Source organism: Nocardia sp. NPDC058499 (assembly GCF_042719915.1).
Classification (GTDB): domain Bacteria; phylum Actinomycetota; class Actinomycetes; order Mycobacteriales; family Mycobacteriaceae; genus Nocardia.
Map to the genome: position 1 here is coordinate 339510 of NZ_JBHXMZ010000004.1, position 15546 is coordinate 355055.

Consider the following 15546-nt stretch of genomic DNA (forward strand, 5'->3'; position numbering starts at 1 on the left):
CGCACCGGTGGCAGGTCCGCTCAGGAGAAGACGACGGTGCGCTTGCCGTGCACCAGTACCCGGCTTTCCAGATGCCAGCGCAGCCCGCGGGCCAGTACGACCCGTTCGATATCGCGCCCCTGGCGGACCATATCGCTCACTCCGTCGGCATGATCCACACGGATCACGTCCTGTTCGATGATCGGGCCCGCGTCCAGTTCCGCCGTCACATAGTGGCAGGTGGCGCCGATCAGTTTGACGCCGCGCGCGAAGGCTTGATGGTACGGGCGGGCACCGACGAAGGACGGCAGGAAACTGTGGTGGATATTGATGGCCCGCCCGGCCCAGTGCGCACACAGTCGTTCCGGTAGCACCTGCATGAACCGGGCGAGCACCACCGCATCCGGATCGTGTTTGTCCACCAGCTCGCGGACCTGCTCGAAAGCCGGTCCGCGTTCGGCCGGATCCTTGGGGAAGGGCACGTGATGGAACGGGATGCCGTGGGCTTCGGTCATGGCGGCCAGATCCAGATGGTTGCCGATCACCGCCTCGATCGTGGCGGGTAGTTCCCCCGAGGTCGCGCGCCCGAGCAGATCGTGCAGACAGTGACCTTCCTTGCTGACCAGTACCACCGCCCGCCGGCGGAGCCCCGAATCGTGGACCTGCCATTCCGTGTCCGGGCCGAGCTCATCGGCGATGTGTCCGAACCGTTCCCGCAGTTCCTCGACCCCGAACGGCACGGTCGACGCCTTGATGGACTGCCGGGTGAAGAACCAGCCGGTCTCCAGGTCGGAGTGATAACCGGCCTCCAGGATGGACCCGCCGAACTCGGCGATGAACGAGGTGATGGCGGCAATGATGCCCGGGCGGTCACGGCAGCCCAGGGTCAGCACATATCGGCGATCGTCGGACACGGCGGAAACCATGAGGTGAGCCTAGCCGTGTCGTCCGACGCTCCCGCGGCGCGCGGGCAGCAACTGTGCAGGGTTTCACTGAACTCCGCAGGACCGCGGGGTTCGCAGCGGTGGTGCGCCGGTTCTGTGTGCCGGTGCCGGCCGAGGTGCGGCCGTCTTGCCCGATCAGCGGGTTCGTCCCGGTACGAGCCGGTTGCGCTCAGAGGGCGTAGAACGGGTCGGCATAACGGAACTCGCCGAGGATCTGGGAGTCGTAGGCAGTCAGCGGGCGCACCTGGAAATGACTGGCCCACTCGGGCTGGTCGGGGATGATGCCGAGGCGTTCGGCCGGTTGGAACCCGAAACGCGGGTAGTAGTCGAGACTGCCGAGCAGGCCGATGAGGGGTTCGTCGAGGGCGTCGGCGGCGCCGACCACCGCATGCAGGAGCGCGGAACCGATACCGCGGTGCTGCCGGTCGGCGAGCACCCCGATCGGGCCCAGCGCGAGCACCGGGAACGGGCCCACCGTGGCCCGGGTGACACAGACATGGCCGACCACCGTATCGCCGGACACCGCGACCATGGACAGTGTCGGAATCCAGCCGGGATCGCTGCGCAACTCGGCCATGAGCGCCACTTCGGGAGGATCCTGCGTACCACCTCCACCGGAGGTGGCGTACTGGGCAGCGAACGCGCTGCGGTGTACGGCGGCCACGGCGGTGGTGTCGACGCCACGTTCGCGACGGATCAGCAACGTCGTCCTCTCATATGTGCCCGATTGCGATACGAGTGTTCCCGACGAATAAGAGGCCCGCAACGGAATTCGGACCGGGTGTGCCAGACTCTCGTCCCATGGCCGATTCCGTATCGCTGACCCGGTCCGAGGTGGCCGCAATGATCGACCACACGCTGCTCGCCCCGGAAGCGACCAGCGCGGATGTTACCGCCCTCGTGGCCGAGGCCCGGGAGCTCGGCGTGTACGCGGTATGCGTTTCGCCGGCCATGCTGCCGGTGCGGGCGCCCGGCGTGGTGGTGGCCACGGTCGCGGGGTTTCCGTCCGGGAAACACCATTCGCTGATCAAGGGCGCAGAGGCTCGGCTCGCGGTGGATCAGGGGGCGGCGGAGGTCGATATGGTCATCGATATCGGCGCGGCGGTCGCGGGCGATTACGCCGCCGTGCTCGCCGATATCATTGTGGTTCGCGAGGCGATCGACCAGCGCGCGGTGCTGAAGGTGATCATCGAATCGGCCGCGCTCACCGACGCAGCGATCGTCGAGGTGTGCCGGGCCGCCGAACAGGCCGGCGCCGATTTCGTGAAAACCTCCACCGGCTTCCACCCCGCCGGCGGCGCCGGCCCCCACGCAGTCCGGTTGATGGCCGAAACCGTCGGCGGCCGCCTCGGAATCAAGGCCAGCGGCGGCATCCGCACCGCCGAGGCCGCCGCCGAACTGATCACCGCAGGCGCCACCCGTCTAGGGCTTTCCCGCAGCCGAGCAGTCCTGGACGGCTTCCCCGAATGAAATCGCCGTCGCCGCTGTAATCACCCCAAGCCGTGGCCCACGAACCCGGCAACCTCCCCACCACCGCGGTCACACCCGCCACGGACGCCCTCTTCCACGAATGGGTCATCCCCCCGGGGGGTGGGGCCCGCCCGGTTCTGGAGCGACGGAGCGGGGGAGCGAAGCGGAGGAGCGGAGGAGTGAAGAACCGGGCCTATAAGGGCCCCACCCCTCGAGACGCGGAGCGTCTCCAAAATTACAGAGCGTCTCCAAAATTACAGCCCGCCCCTCAACGGATGGTCTGCCCCGATAACAGGTTCACGGGGTCTCCAGCCCACGTAATGGAGCGTCACCAAAATCACAGCGCACCACCTGATAACGGATCGTCCATCCCGGGTGCCAGGGGCAGCCGCACCCCGACCCCGCGCCGCCGAATTCACCCTCAGCAGGAAGTACTACCCTCCGGCGGCGCCGGCAATTCCGCCTGCCCACCCTTCAGGTCGATTTCGACACCGTTATCGGTGACCCGCAACTCCGTCGGCTCCAGCCCCAGCGGGTAGACCTGCATACTCTCGGTCAGCAGGTTCACCACCCCCTCGGCCAGATCCTCCGGTACCCCGATCCCCAGGAACTGCGCCTGCCCGACCTCCAGTTGCACTTTCCCGTCCACGATCTGCGGCGTGATCTGGAGTTCACCCAGCCCGCCCAGCACCGCCATGGTGAGTTTCCCGGAGTCCGGATCGGACCGGACCTCGCTGACGAGGCCCTGCAGCGTCTGGGTCATTCCCTCGTTGCTCCAGCTGACGTCGGCGTTCGAGCTGCCGATCGTGCTACCGCTGTTACTGCCCTCCGGCATCTGGATATCGTGGAACTGCGCGTGTACCTGCATATCGACCGCGGGGCCGAATTCGGCTCCTTCGCTGTCGACGTCCATGCGCGAAACCTTCCCGTCCACCATGGTGACGAGTAGGGGTTTGGCACCGAAGCCGACGTTGATCTGCGAGCCCATCTCCTTCTCGAACTGGCTGCTGATACAGCTTGCGATCCGGTGCCGCGCATAGGCTTCACCGCCGATCAGCGCGGCGGCCACCAGTACCGCGGCGGTGATCACGGCGATGACCGCGGTCCGGCGACTGACCTTCGGTACCGATAGGTTCTTGGTGGGCATGCACGCGATTGTTCCGCATTATTCTGTGCCGGCTCTGAGGCCCGGGTGTGGGCAGATGGTGAACGTGGCGACGTCAGCGGCGGTTGGGCGGCAGGGTTTGTGAAATGGGACACACGGCGTGGCTCGCATGTCAGGTGGGCGCGACGGCGGTCCAGGGGACGGTGAGGATGTTGTCGCGCATCCGGCGGCGCCGGTCGTGGACCGGCCAGCCCTGTTCGCGCAGCAGTTCGGCGGCGGCGCGCCAGCGGATCCGCGGGCCGAATACGGCCAGCGGTGCGGTATGTGCCCAGGCCAGGTCGGCCGCCGACAGCAGCGCATGGATGCGTTCGCCGGGGATATTGCGGTGGATGAGCGCTTTGGGGAGCCGTTCGGCGAGGTCGGACGGGCGTTCGACGGTCAGCGGGTCCCACGCCAGCGTGAGGCTGCGCGGGCCCGCCCCGTCGAGGAGCACCCAGGCGCAACGCCGGCCGAGTTCGTCGCAGGTCCCTTCGACCAGCAGCCCGCCCGGTGCCAGGCCCGACACGATCGTCGCCCAGGCCTCGGCGACCGCCGATTCCGGATATTGGCGCAGCACGTTGAATGCGCGCACGAGATTCGGCCGCAGGCCCGCCAATTCGAAGCCGCCGCGGGCGAACCGCACACCGTCGCGGGCGGGTACGACGCGGGCCGGGTCGATTTCCAGGCCCACCACCTGGATATCGGTGCGGACCGTGCGCAGGCGCGCGGCCAGTTCCAGCGTCGTCCACGGTTGCGCGCCGTAACCGAGATCCACCACGAGCGGGTCGGCGGCGCGGTGCAGTACCTCGGTGATCTGCGGATCGTGGACGAGCCGGCGGTCACTACGGCGAAGCCGGTTCGTTCCGGTGGTACCCCGGGTGACCGTGCCGAGGGGGGTGTTCAGAGTTTTCGGTCGTCCAGCCACTTCTGGGTCACTTCGGCCTCGGCGCGGAACAGATCGACCAGATTCACCAGCATGAGCTGTTCCAGCCGCGGCCCCATCATCGGGATGAAAACCTTCGCATTCGAGGAGATGCGCATGGTGCATCCGGTATCGGTGGGGAACAGGCGCATGGTCCCGGTGAGGCTGCCGGGGCCGGCCGGGATGGAGGCGGAGTACTCGCCTTCGACCTCCGGGCCGAACGGGCCGTAGCTCTCTTTGCGGGTGATGACCATATCTTTGCGCATCACCGTCTGCGCGACCTCTGGCAGCATTTCGCGGGGCAGGATGTGATGCAGCACCACATCGATCCCGTCCTCGCTCGCGTCGATCGAGACCACCTCGTTGGGCGAGTACTTCCGCATTTCGACCATCCGGGCTTCCCAGTAATCCCGGTTCTTCAGCGCCGCATACACGTCTTTGGTGGTGTGCAGCGGGTAGCGGGCGGAATAGTCCAGTCGGCGAGCCATGCGCGGTAGGTTACCGTCCGGTTGCGCCGGTGCGGGCGGAGAGGCCGGGCAGCCGCCGCTACCCCTGTTCGGCGATCCAGCCGTTGGTGAATTCGGTCTCTTCGGCCAGCAGCTCGGTAAGACGTTCCCCGATGGCCTCTTCGATCTTGCGACCGAACAGCGGAACCTTCACCTCGATCGACCCGGAGATCTCGGCGACGGCGCCGGTGGGTTCGTCGGTGGCGGTGATGGTGCCCCGCACCTCCGCGGGCGCGCCCTCCACCCGGGCCTCGAAACTACCGGTGGTCCCGGACCACAGTTCGGTGCGCGGAATCATCAGATCGCCGGGGTGCACGGCGGTGATGGCGGGCGGCAGCAGATCGGCCGGAATGGACTGCACGACCTCGATACGAACCTGTTCGCCGTCCAGATTCAGGGAAACGAACCGGGCGCCCGGCCCGCCCACCGCGGCGATACGCTCCTGCCAGTACTTCTCGGTGCGGAACGCTTCGCGCACCGCGGCAACCGGGTGAGAGTAGCGAGCCGTATACGCCAGCGCTGTAGCCATGACCGAACACGCTACCGTCTGGTCGTGCGAACTTCTCGGGTTGTCTCCGCGGACGAACTGCGGCAGCTGCTGGCCGGAACGGGTGCGCTGGTGCGCCCCGCGGTACCCCTGGCGCAGCTGACGACGCTGCGGGTCGGGGGCCGGGCCACGATCGCCGAATGCGCCGGCACCGATGCCCTGGTGGCGGCCGTCCGTGCGCTGGACGCGGCCGGGGTTCCGGTGCTGCTGCTCGCCGGCGGATCCAATCTGCTCGTGTCCGACGACGAGGTGCCCGGGGTGGTGGTGCGGATCGCGACCGAGGGCGTCGAACTGGGCGCCGATTCGGTGACAGCGGACGCGGGTGCGAACTGGGACGCAGTGGTCGCGAAAACCGTGCGGGCCGGGTTCGGGGGCTTGGAATGCCTGTCGGGGATTCCGGGATCGGCCGGGGCCACGCCGGTGCAGAACGTCGGCGCTTACGGCGTGGAGGTCGCGGATCTGTTGCGCCGGGTGCAGCTGCTGGACCGGGCGAGCGGCGAAACCCACTGGGCCGAACCCGGTGACCTAGGGTTCGGATATCGGACGAGCCGGCTCAAACACCGATCCGATGCGGTGGTGCTGGCGGTGGAGTTCGCCCTCGACCCCAGTGGGGTCAGTGCCCCGCTGCGCTATCGGGAACTCGCACAGCGGCTGGGCGCTGCGGAAGGTGAGAGCCGCCCGGCGGCCGCCGTCCGCGAAACGGTTCTCGGCCTGCGCGCCGGGAAGGGGATGGTGCTCGATCCCGCCGACCACGACACCTGGAGCGCCGGTTCCTTCTTCACCAACCCCGTGATCGCCCACGACCGGGTGGACCGGGTGCGCGCCACGATCCGCGAACAGCTCGGTGAGGTGAAGGTCCCCGAATTTCCCGCCGACAACGGGGTGAAATTCTCGGCCGGCTGGCTGATCGAACGAGCCGGCTTCGCCAAGGGCTTCCCAGGCCCGGATGCCGCCGCCCGGCTGTCGACCAAACACACGTTGGCCCTCACCAACCGCGGCGCGGCCACCGCCGCCGATATCGTCGCGCTCGCTCGCACGGTGCGCGATGGTGTGGCCGACCGGTTCGGGATAACCCTGCTACCGGAGCCGGTAACGGTCGGCGTGGAAATCTGACGCCCGCCGGCCGGCCTACGCGCGAGCGGGAACGCACCTCGTGCCGGCCGCTCCGTTCAACAGCGTCGCCGCGCGCCTGCGGAGCGGGTCAGCTACGCCGGGCGAAGCGGCCTGGGTCGGCCTGGTCGCGGGGTTTGACGATGATCTGGTCCAGGTTCACGTGCGGGGGGCGGCTCGCGGCGAAGGCGACGATTTCGGCGATGTCCTGGGCGACGAGCGGGTCGATACCTTCGTAGACCTTCGCGGCGCGCTCGGTGTCACCGTCGAACCGGACCACGGAGAATTCCGTTTCCACCGCGCCGGGCGCGATCTCGGTGAGGCGGACCGGTTGCCCGAGCAGTTCACCGCGCAGGGTGCGGTGCAGCACGGCCTGGGCGTGTTTGGCCGAGGTGTAGCCGGACCCGTTGTCGTAGGCGTGGAACGCGGCGACCGAGGTGATGGTGACGATCAGGCCGTCGCCGGAGGCGATGAGTTTCGGTAGCAGGGCCTTGGTCATCCGGAGGGTGCCCAGCACATTGGTCTCCCACATCCAGCGCCAGTCGTCGAGATCGGCCTCGGCGACAGTGGCCAGCCCTTTCGCGCCGCCCGCATTGTTGACCAGGACGTTCGCGCTGTCGACCGCTTCGGTGAACGCCGCGACCGATTCGTCGGACGTGACATCGAGCTCGAGCGCGGTACCACCGATCTCGGCCGCCAGCTGCTGCAGCCGGTCGACCCGCCGAGCCCCCACATGCACGTGGTACCCCTGCTTCGCGAGTTCCCGTGCCGTGGCTTCCCCGATCCCCGAGCTGGCCCCGGTGACAACAGCGGTGCGTATACCCATGGCCCCGATCCTAATTACCGCCCTCCGCCCCAGTGCCTCAGCGGCCCACCCCAATGGTTCGGGGCCCGTCTCGTTCTGGAGCGACGGAGCGGGGGAGCGAAGCGGAGGAGCGGAGGAGTGAAGAACGAGACCCGTAGGGCCCCGAACCCCGCGCCGCCGGAGGCGGCGCAAAATAGCACTGTGATCAAGGAAGCGCGCAGTATCGACGGGACCGGCATCGTTTATCGGATCGACGGGCCCGTGGACGCGCCGCCGCTGGTGCTGGTGCACGGCTGGTCGGCGGATCTGCGTTGTTGGGGGCGGGTGTTCGACGAGTTCGCCGCGGATTTCCGGGTGATCGCGGTGGATCTGCGCGGGCACGGATATTCGGGGGCGCCGGAGTCGGGTTACGACGAGCCGAAGAACTGGGCCGGTGATATCGCAGCGGTACTGGCGGCGGAATCGATCGACTCGGGTGCGGTGCTGCTGGGGTGGTCCTACGGCGGGATCGTGCTCAGCGATTACCTCGCCGAGTACGGCAGCGGTGCGATCGCGGGCGTGGTCTACACCGGGGCCATGGCCAATATCGGCCGGGGTGTGCCGGGCGCCGAGGTCGGCGAGGCCATGCAGCAGGCGATCCCGGGTGTATTCGAGGAGAGCCCGGGGCGGGCGATGCGCGGGTTCTCCGCATTCGGGAATGCCAATACCGGGCCAGGCGCGGACAAGGGCGCGGACGCGCAACGGTTGTACGGGGCGAGCCTGGCGACCCCACCGTTCGTCCGGAAGGCCCTGTTCTACCGGTCGGCCGACAACACCGAGACACTGCGCCGGCTGGAAATCCCGGTGCTGGTGCTGCACGGTTCGGCCGATCCGGTGGTACCGGCCGCCGACGGCCGCTATATCGCCGAAACCGCGCCCAGGGGCCGGGCCTCGATCTGGGAGGGCGCTCAGCACGGGCTGTTCATCGAGGATCCGGACCGGTTCGTCACCGAGGTCCGCGATTTCATCCGGGAGTGCGGTGCTTGATCGCCGTCGGCCCCGATACACATGGGGCGCGCGTAAACGGCGCGAAATCCGGTATCTGTGATCACTTTCACCTCGCGGGAAGGAGCCGCCGGGTCGCTGTGTTGCACCGTGCAATATGGACATCGTGAGTGAACGCCCGGACCGACGGCCGAACCGTATCGCCGTACTGACGGTGCACACCTCACCACTGGCCCAGCCCGGCACCGGCGACGCCGGCGGTATGAACGTCTACGTGCTGCAGACCGCCGAACAACTGGCCCAGCGGGGAACCGAGGTGGAGATTTTCACCCGGGCCACCTCCTCCGATCTGCCGCCTGTGCAGGAAGCTGCGCCCGGTGTGCTGGTGCGCAATGTGGTGGCGGGTCCGTTCGAGGGCCTGGACAAACACGATCTGCCGACCCAGCTGTGTCCGTTCACCGCGGAGGTGCTGCGCCAGGAGGCCCGGCAGGTACCCGGCTATTACGACCTGGTGCATTCGCATTACTGGTTGTCCGGTCAGGTGGGCTGGCTGGCGCGGGATCGCTGGCGGGTACCGCAGGTGCATACCGCGCATACGCTGGCCGCGGTGAAGAACGCCGCGTTGGCCGACGGGGATTCGCCCGAGCCGGTGACCCGGGAGATCGGGGAGAAGCAGGTGATCGCCGAGGCCGACCGCCTCACCGCCAACACTGCCCGGGAGGCCCGGCAGCTGGTCGAGCTGTACGGTGCGCTGCCCGAACGTATCGATATCGTGCCGCCCGGTGCGGACCTGACCCGCTACCGCCCCGGCGACCGCGCGGCCGCGCGGACCGAACTCGGTCTGGCCGCCGACGAGGAGATCGTCGCCTTCGTCGGCCGCATCCAGCCGTTGAAGGCGCCGGATGTGCTGGTCCGCGCGGTGGCCGAGGCGATCCGGCGCCGGCCGGGCCGCAAACTGCGGGCGCTGATCGTCGGCGGTCCGTCGGGTACGGGGCTGGAACGCCCGGACGCCCTCATCGAACTCGCGGACCAGCTCGGTATCAGCGACCATGTGACTTTCCTGCCGCCACAGCCCGCCGACCGGCTGGTGCTGGTTTATCGGGCCGCGAATCTGGTGGCGGTCCCGAGCTACAACGAATCGTTCGGTCTGGTCGCACTGGAGGCGCAAGCCGCCGGAACCCCGGTGCTCGCGGCCGCGGTCGGCGGTCTGGGTACCGCGGTCCGGCACGAGCACAGTGGGCTGCTGGTGGCGGGACATCGCATACCCGATTGGGCCGGCGCCCTGGAATACCTGCTGGACGATCCGGTCCGGTTGAATCTGATGGGGGAGCGCGCGGTGGCGCATGCCGCGGATTTCTCCTGGGCGCATACCGCGGAGAAACTGCTCGCAAGCTATACCGCCGCATTGTCCGGCTCCGGCCGTGCTCCCACTATCCTCGGCGAGAACCAGGCCAGATCGCGGGCGCTGTGGCGGCGCCGGACGGGAGTGCTTCGATGAGCGAGGTGCCGGAGACCGCGCGGATCGTCGAGGAGACATTGCGCGACCGCGAGATCGAATACACCCGCCCGGCCGACGATGTGTTCGTCGCGGTGCTGCCCGGCGAGCGGAAACTGAAAACCAATGTGATGCTCACCGTGGGCGGGCACGGAGTGCGGTTCGAATCGTTCGTCTGCCGAAAACCCGACGAGAACTTCGAAGGCGTCTACAAATTCCTGCTGCGCCGCAACCGGCGGCTCTACGGTGTCGCCTACACGCTGGACAAGGTGGGCGATATCTACCTGGTCGGCCGCGCCGCAACCCATTCGGTGACGGCCGAGGAACTGGACCGTATCTTCGGCCAGATCCTCGAAGCGGTGGACGGTGACTTCAACACGCTGCTCGAACTCGGTTTCGCCGAATCCATTCGCCGGGAATGGAAGTGGCGGGTCTCGCGCGGTGAATCACTGAAGAACCTGCGCGCGTTCGAGCATCTGGTCGACGGAAACTCCTGAGCGGGCTACCGCCACCACCGATCGCCGGGCCGCTGGACCGCGGCCACGCATGAAGTTCCGGCCGGCCGTCGACCATCCGGCGGGGGTGGGTGACAATCGGCGAATCGGAATCTCGTGAGACGCCCGGGCGGGAGCCGGCCGGCGCCGCGGACGGGCTGGTTGGGAGGCAGGGTGGCAGTTCTGGCGCTCGATATCGGGGCGACGAAATTCGCGGCGGGGCCGGTCGACGACAAGGGGCGTGTGTACGCGGTCCGGCGGGCGTCGGTGCCGGTGGTAGACGTGTGGGAAGTGTGCCGCGACCTGCTGCTGGCAGTTGCCGGCGGTGACACGGTGACGGCGGTGGGGATCGGATCGGCGGGGCCGGTGGATGTTCCGTCCGGGATCACTGCTCCGCTCAATATCCCGGAGTGGCGTTCCGGATTCGGCATCGTCGCCGCGGTCGAAGCGCTCTTCCCGGGCGCGACCGTACGATTCGCGATCGACGGCGCGTGCCTGGCTCTCGCCGAACGGGATTCGGGCGCGTTGCGCGGCGTCCGCAACGCATTGGCGATGACCGTATCGTCCGGGATCGGCGGCGGGATCCTCGTCGACGGGCGGGTTTCGCTGGGCCGCACCGGAAATGCGGGGCATATCGGGCATATCGTCGTGCCCGGCTGGGAGGTTCCCTGCGCTTGCGGTGGCGTGGGATGTGTGGAAGCCGTAGCGAGCGGGATGTCTTCGGCGCGCTGGGCGCGGGAACGCGGCTGGACCGGCGAGACCGGTGCCGAGCTGGCGCAGGCCGCCCGGGCGGGTGACCCGATCGCCCTGGCCGCGCTGGAGCGGGCCGGTACCGCGCTCGGTCAGGCGATCAGCTCCGCGGCCGGACTGCTGGATATCGATACGGTCGTCGTCGGTGGCGGTTTCGCCCATTCCGGCGCACCACTCTGGCGGCCGTTGCGCGCAGCGGTCGAGCGGCACGCCCGGCTGAACTTCGTGCGCGGGCTCCGGGTCGAACTGTCCCGGCTCGACGGCGGGGCCACCTTGGTCGGCGCCGGCGTTCTCGCCCACTCGGAAACGAACCCGTTCGGTGCCGAGGCCCCGGCTATTCAGGAGAGGTAACTCTCGTTCGATCGGCCCTCAATCGGGCCGCACCGAACTCGAGGCGACCGAGCCCCAACACCGGCACGAGCTCAGGTCACCACTCCCGGATGGTTCACCACCCCCCGGGGTGGGGCCCGCCCGGTTCTGGAGCGACGGAGCGGGGGAGCGAAGCGGAGGAGCGGAGGAGTGAAGAACCGGGCCCCCAAGGGCCCCACCCCTCGAGACGCGGAGCGTCTCCAAAATCACAGCCCGCCCCTTCGCGGATGGCCCCCGCGGTAGCAACGTCTATCCCAGGGGCCAGTCGGTTGGTCTGCCCCGGGAACGGGCTGGTTGGTCTGCCCCGGGAACGGGCTGGTTGGTCTGCCCCGGGAACGGGCTGGTTGGTCTGCCCCGGGAACGGGCCGGTTGATCCACCCCGAGAACGGGTCGGATGGTCCACCCTGAGAACCGGCCGGTTGATCCGTTTAGAGACCAGCCAGATGCTCTCCCCGGAGACCAGTGGCCGACGTCCACCGGCCCCGGCCCGCGGCCCCGGCCCGCGCCGCTGTCCTATACACCGCATGGCAGGATTACCCGTATGACCTACACCCTCGTTTTGCTGCGCCACGGCGAGAGCGAATGGAATGCCCTGAACCTGTTCACCGGCTGGGTGGACGTGCACCTCACCGACAAGGGCATCGCCGAGGGTAAACGCGCCGGTGAACTGCTGGCCGAACACGGCATCCTGCCCGATATCGCCTACACCTCGCTGCTCCGGCGGGCCATCTCGACCGCGAATTTCGCGCTCGACGCCGCCGATCGGCACTGGATTCCGGTGGTCCGGGACTGGCGGCTCAACGAGCGGCACTACGGCGCGCTACAGGGTAAGAACAAGGCCCAGATCCGCGACGAATACGGCGAGGACCAGTTCATGCTGTGGCGGCGTAGTTACGACACCCCGCCGCCGCCGATCGACCTCGACGACGAATACAGCCAGTCGGGCGACCCGCGGTACGCCGATATCGAGGTTCCGCGCACGGAATGCCTGCTCGATGTGGTGAACCGGATGGTTCCGTACTGGGAGTCGACGATCTCGCAGGAACTGAAGACCGGCAAGACGGTGCTGGTTGCCGCGCACGGTAATTCACTGCGTGCGCTGGTCAAACATCTGGACCGGATTTCCGACGACGATATCGCGGGGCTGAACATCCCGACCGGGATTCCGTTGCGCTATGAGCTCGACGAGGATATGCGGCCGGTGCGTCCGCGGGAGTACCTGGATCCGGAAGCCGCTGCTGCCGGGGCTGCTGCGGTGGCGAGTCAGGGCGGTCGCTGAGAGTTTTTGAAAAGCGCCGCAGCCTGTAACGGGTTGCGGCGTTTTGGTTTTCTGGCTGTGCCGGTGGTGTGGGGGCGGTGGAATCGTCGGTCTGTTCCACATTGGGGGATCGGCCTTGTTCGACACGCTGGCACGCAATGACGTGCTCGTCGTGAACTACCGGTTCGCGATCAGCTCAGGGTGGGTCGTGTTGTCGGGTAGACCCTGTTCTATGAGTAGACCGGGTAGACCGTAATGTCGGGTAGATGCTGTTCTTCGGGTAGACCCTGCTGTCGGTGCAGACGGTCCGGTTAAGGGTGGGGCTGTGATTTTGGAGCCGCTCCGCGGCTCGAGGGTGGGGCCCTTTTAGGCCCGGTTCTTCACTCCTCCGCTCCTCCGCTTCGCTCCCCGCTCCAGAACCGGGCGGGCCCCACCCGTGATCCGGAGTGTTTGTGAAACTTCCCGGTGGGGCGCGATTGTTTTGTGGCTGGATACCGAATTGTTTCGGGCGAAATCGGTTTCGGGCGGAATCTGTCCCAGAAACTCTCGTTACTCGCCGGTAACGCTGTGTATGCTCTCGATCATTCGACCGGCTCGAGAGATGGATCACGACCTATGAAGTTCGTGTTACGCGCCACTGTGGCAATGGCCGCCGTCGCGCTGCTGGTGCCGCTGCTGGGTGGCGGCGCCGCGGCAACGCCGGTGGTGACAGGACCGGATGGGGGAGCGGCGGGGGCGCAGTGGGCAGCCACCCATGACGGGCCGCAGCAGTACCCGAATATCCACATCACCTGGGATGTGCCCATCACGATGAGTGACGGCACGGTGCTGAAGGCGAATGTGTACCGGCCCGCCGATACCGCGTCGCGGCCGATCGACACCCGCACACCCGTGCTGGTGAATATGACGCCCTACACCAAGCTGGCGTCCAACCTCGTCGACCACATGGGTTCGGTGCCGGGTCTGTCCGATGCCGTGACCCAGCTGGCCCGAGATATCGATATGACCGGGACCCCGTTGTCCGGGCTCACCGATCTCACCAAGGCACTCGGTGGCGGCGCGATGCGGAACTTCGCCGTGGACCGGCAGCTGGTGAAGAGCGGCTATGTGCAGGTCGTGGTGGATGTCCGGGGTACCGGGTTTTCCCAGGGTGTATGGGACATGCTGCGGCAGCGGGAACAGGCCGATACGGTCGAGGTGATCGACTGGGCATCGCGGCAGCCCTGGTCCGACGGTCAGGTCGGGATGACCGGCATGTCGTATTCGGGGATCAACCAGCTCCAGGCCGCCGAGAAACATCCGCCCGCGCTGAAGGCGCTGTTCCCTGTGGTGCCGGGCAGCGATCTCGCCCAGGACGTGCTCATGCCCGGCGGCGGATTCGGCTTCAACTTCATCCCGCTGTGGATGATGGGTATCAACGCGACCAAATGGGTGCCGAATGTGGAATCCATAGTCAACGGCACCTTCGATCCGCGGTGGTTGCACGACCGGCTGTCCTCGCCGTTCACCTACCTGGATGTTTTCCTCAACGCCTACACCACCCCGCGTGTGGAGGATCTGGATCCGCGGTTACAGGAGATGATCCGCGGTGACAGCCCCGACCGGCAGGCCTGGCTGGGAGACCCGTCGAAAATCGAGGTGCCGACCTTTGTTACCGGTGGCTGGCACGATCTGTTCACCTACTCCGAATCGCAGATCTACAACCAGATGCCGCTCGCGCCCGGGCAGAAGCAGCTGCTCATGGGCGATACCTATCACATCAATTCGGGTAGTGAATCGGGTAAACCCGGGTTGCCGCCGCGGTTGGACGTGCTGCAGCGCGCCTGGTTCGACAGGTGGCTGAAAGGTATCGACAACGGGATCGATAGGTACGGGCCGGTGACCCTGCGGCAGCAGGGCGGGGGCTGGGTCACCCGGGACGGGTTCGGGGAGAGTGCCCCGGCCGGTCAGCAGGCCGAACACCGCCGGATGTATCTTTCCGCGGCGCCCAGCGGGACCGGCGGCCACAGCGTGCACGACGGGTCGCTGACCACCGTCGCCGACAGCTCCGCGCGGCTGACTGTCGCGCCGGGCCTCACCGGTTTGTGCTCCAACGATGCCGCCCAGGCCACCGCGGGTGTTATCGCGATCATCAATGCCTGCGGTGCGGATTCCCGGATTCAGGAATCGAACGGGCTGACCTTCACCAGTGCGCCGGTCGCCGAGGCCGTCGATGTTTCCGGGCCGATCGCGGTGCATCTGGAGACCGTCCACGATGCGGCCGACGGCTACTGGTCGGTGACCGTCAACGATGTGGCGCCGGACGGGCAGTCGCGGGTGTTGTCGTCCGGGCAGCTGATGGCCTCCCTGCGGGAGATCGACGAATCCCGCAGCAGCCGGTCGGCCAACGGTGACTACACCGATCCGCGGCCGTTCGTCACGATCGAAAACCGGCGGCTCACCGTGCCCGGTGAGGTCACCACACTGGATATCGCGGTACCCGCGATCGAGGCGCGGCTGGAGCCCGGGCATCGGCTGCGGGTGGACGTCTATGCCGGTAATCCTCCGAAGGGCGTGCCGCCGCTGCCGATGCTCCTCGACACCGGGTTCAAACCGCAGCATCTGCAGCTCGACCCGAACCGGCCGAGTTTCGTCAACGTGCCGGTGCGCGGAAACCCCGGTTGGTGATCACCCGGCGACGCCGAACGATGCGAACCCCGTTGTGTCCCAGACGCAACGGGGTTCGTCGTTATCGGGGGGTGGAACACGCCCGGATCGATTCGAAACCCG

15 protein-coding genes are annotated in these 15546 nt (G+C 67.6%); 8 read left to right on the forward strand and 7 right to left on the reverse strand.

Annotated features, from left to right (window positions below; genetic code table 11):
- Positions 1–20: 20 nt before the first annotated feature.
- Both purU and ACFWPH_RS15240 read right to left on the reverse strand, forming a co-directional pair.
- Positions 21–905 carry a formyltetrahydrofolate deformylase gene (gene purU, locus ACFWPH_RS15235; RefSeq protein WP_378751331.1) on the reverse strand — a complete coding sequence of 295 codons (885 nt, stop codon included), beginning with the start codon at positions 903–905 and terminating at the stop codon, positions 21–23.
- A 187-nt stretch (positions 906–1092) separates the two neighbouring features.
- Positions 1093–1626, reverse strand: a complete 534-nt coding sequence (locus ACFWPH_RS15240; RefSeq protein WP_378751333.1) for a GNAT family N-acetyltransferase — start codon at positions 1624–1626, stop codon at positions 1093–1095.
- Positions 1627–1724: 98 nt separating this feature from the next.
- On the opposite strand from ACFWPH_RS15240, the gene deoC reads away from it, so the two are divergent.
- On the forward strand, positions 1725–2393 hold the full coding sequence (gene deoC / locus ACFWPH_RS15245; protein WP_378751335.1) for a deoxyribose-phosphate aldolase: 669 nt from the start codon (positions 1725–1727) through the stop codon (positions 2391–2393).
- A gap of 421 nt (positions 2394–2814) precedes the next feature.
- On the opposite strand, the gene ACFWPH_RS15250 is transcribed toward deoC, so the two are convergent.
- From ACFWPH_RS15250 to ACFWPH_RS15265, 4 genes are all read right to left on the reverse strand, one after another.
- Positions 2815–3540: a DUF2993 domain-containing protein gene (locus ACFWPH_RS15250; protein WP_378751337.1), complete on the reverse strand. Its 726-nt coding sequence runs from the start codon at positions 3538–3540 to the stop codon at positions 2815–2817.
- Positions 3541–3670: 130 nt separating this feature from the next.
- Positions 3671–4462, reverse strand: a complete 792-nt coding sequence (locus tag ACFWPH_RS15255) for a class I SAM-dependent methyltransferase (protein ID WP_378751339.1) — start codon at positions 4460–4462, stop codon at positions 3671–3673.
- Positions 4438–4947 carry a DUF2505 domain-containing protein gene (locus ACFWPH_RS15260; RefSeq protein ID WP_378751341.1) on the reverse strand — a complete coding sequence of 170 codons (510 nt, stop codon included), beginning with the start codon at positions 4945–4947 and terminating at the stop codon, positions 4438–4440. Before ACFWPH_RS15260 ends, ACFWPH_RS15255 begins: the two co-directional genes overlap by 25 nt.
- 58 nt (positions 4948–5005) lie before the next feature.
- Positions 5006–5494 (reverse strand): DUF2505 domain-containing protein, encoded by a 489-nt coding sequence (locus tag ACFWPH_RS15265; RefSeq protein ID WP_378751343.1) that lies wholly within the window; start codon positions 5492–5494, stop codon positions 5006–5008.
- A gap of 90 nt (positions 5495–5584) precedes the next feature.
- Between ACFWPH_RS15265 and ACFWPH_RS15270 the strand changes: the two genes are divergently transcribed.
- Positions 5585–6625, forward strand: a complete 1041-nt coding sequence (locus ACFWPH_RS15270) for a UDP-N-acetylmuramate dehydrogenase (RefSeq protein ID WP_378751766.1) — start codon at positions 5585–5587, stop codon at positions 6623–6625.
- An 88-nt stretch (positions 6626–6713) separates the two neighbouring features.
- On the opposite strand, the gene ACFWPH_RS15275 is transcribed toward ACFWPH_RS15270, so the two are convergent.
- Positions 6714–7448, reverse strand: a complete 735-nt coding sequence (locus ACFWPH_RS15275; protein WP_378751345.1) for an SDR family NAD(P)-dependent oxidoreductase — start codon at positions 7446–7448, stop codon at positions 6714–6716.
- A gap of 180 nt (positions 7449–7628) precedes the next feature.
- Between ACFWPH_RS15275 and ACFWPH_RS15280 the strand changes: the two genes are divergently transcribed.
- The 6 genes from ACFWPH_RS15280 to ACFWPH_RS15305 all read left to right on the forward strand — a co-directional run bounded on the left by ACFWPH_RS15280 (position 7629) and on the right by ACFWPH_RS15305 (position 15444).
- Complete coding sequence (locus ACFWPH_RS15280) at positions 7629–8453, forward strand: alpha/beta fold hydrolase (protein WP_378751347.1); 825 nt, start codon at positions 7629–7631, stop codon at positions 8451–8453.
- A gap of 115 nt (positions 8454–8568) precedes the next feature.
- A complete protein-coding gene (mshA, locus tag ACFWPH_RS15285) occupies positions 8569–9909 on the forward strand; it encodes a D-inositol-3-phosphate glycosyltransferase (protein ID WP_378751349.1) in 1341 nt (446 codons plus the stop codon).
- Positions 9906–10403, forward strand: a complete 498-nt coding sequence (locus ACFWPH_RS15290; RefSeq protein WP_378751351.1) for a YbjN domain-containing protein — start codon at positions 9906–9908, stop codon at positions 10401–10403. The genes mshA and ACFWPH_RS15290 overlap by 4 nt, the downstream gene beginning before the upstream one ends.
- 171 nt (positions 10404–10574) lie before the next feature.
- Positions 10575–11501: an ROK family protein gene (locus ACFWPH_RS15295; protein ID WP_378751353.1), complete on the forward strand. Its 927-nt coding sequence runs from the start codon at positions 10575–10577 to the stop codon at positions 11499–11501.
- A 559-nt stretch (positions 11502–12060) separates the two neighbouring features.
- Positions 12061–12798, forward strand: coding sequence for a phosphoglyceromutase (locus ACFWPH_RS15300; RefSeq protein WP_062977960.1), 738 nt, complete (start codon positions 12061–12063; stop codon positions 12796–12798).
- Positions 12799–13392: 594 nt separating this feature from the next.
- Entirely contained in the window at positions 13393–15444 is a 2052-nt protein-coding gene (locus ACFWPH_RS15305) for a CocE/NonD family hydrolase (RefSeq protein WP_378751356.1), read from the forward strand.
- Positions 15445–15546: the final 102 nt, after the last annotated feature.

Coding starts and splice junctions, on each gene's coding strand:
- ACFWPH_RS15260 (WP_378751341.1), bottom strand. CDS start 4,947: ATGGCTCGCCGACTGGACTATTCCGCCCGCTACCCGCTGCACACCACC.
- ACFWPH_RS15290 (WP_378751351.1), top strand. CDS start 9,906: ATGAGCGAGGTGCCGGAGACCGCGCGGATCGTCGAGGAGACATTGCGC.
- ACFWPH_RS15305 (WP_378751356.1), top strand. CDS start 13,393: ATGAAGTTCGTGTTACGCGCCACTGTGGCAATGGCCGCCGTCGCGCTG.
- deoC (WP_378751335.1), top strand. CDS start 1,725: ATGGCCGATTCCGTATCGCTGACCCGGTCCGAGGTGGCCGCAATGATC.
- purU (WP_378751331.1), bottom strand. CDS start 905: ATGGTTTCCGCCGTGTCCGACGATCGCCGATATGTGCTGACCCTGGGC.
- mshA (WP_378751349.1), top strand. CDS start 8,569: ATGGACATCGTGAGTGAACGCCCGGACCGACGGCCGAACCGTATCGCC.
- ACFWPH_RS15250 (WP_378751337.1), bottom strand. CDS start 3,540: ATGCCCACCAAGAACCTATCGGTACCGAAGGTCAGTCGCCGGACCGCG.
- ACFWPH_RS15275 (WP_378751345.1), bottom strand. CDS start 7,448: ATGGGTATACGCACCGCTGTTGTCACCGGGGCCAGCTCGGGGATCGGG.
- ACFWPH_RS15265 (WP_378751343.1), bottom strand. CDS start 5,494: ATGGCTACAGCGCTGGCGTATACGGCTCGCTACTCTCACCCGGTTGCC.
- ACFWPH_RS15300 (WP_062977960.1), top strand. CDS start 12,061: ATGACCTACACCCTCGTTTTGCTGCGCCACGGCGAGAGCGAATGGAAT.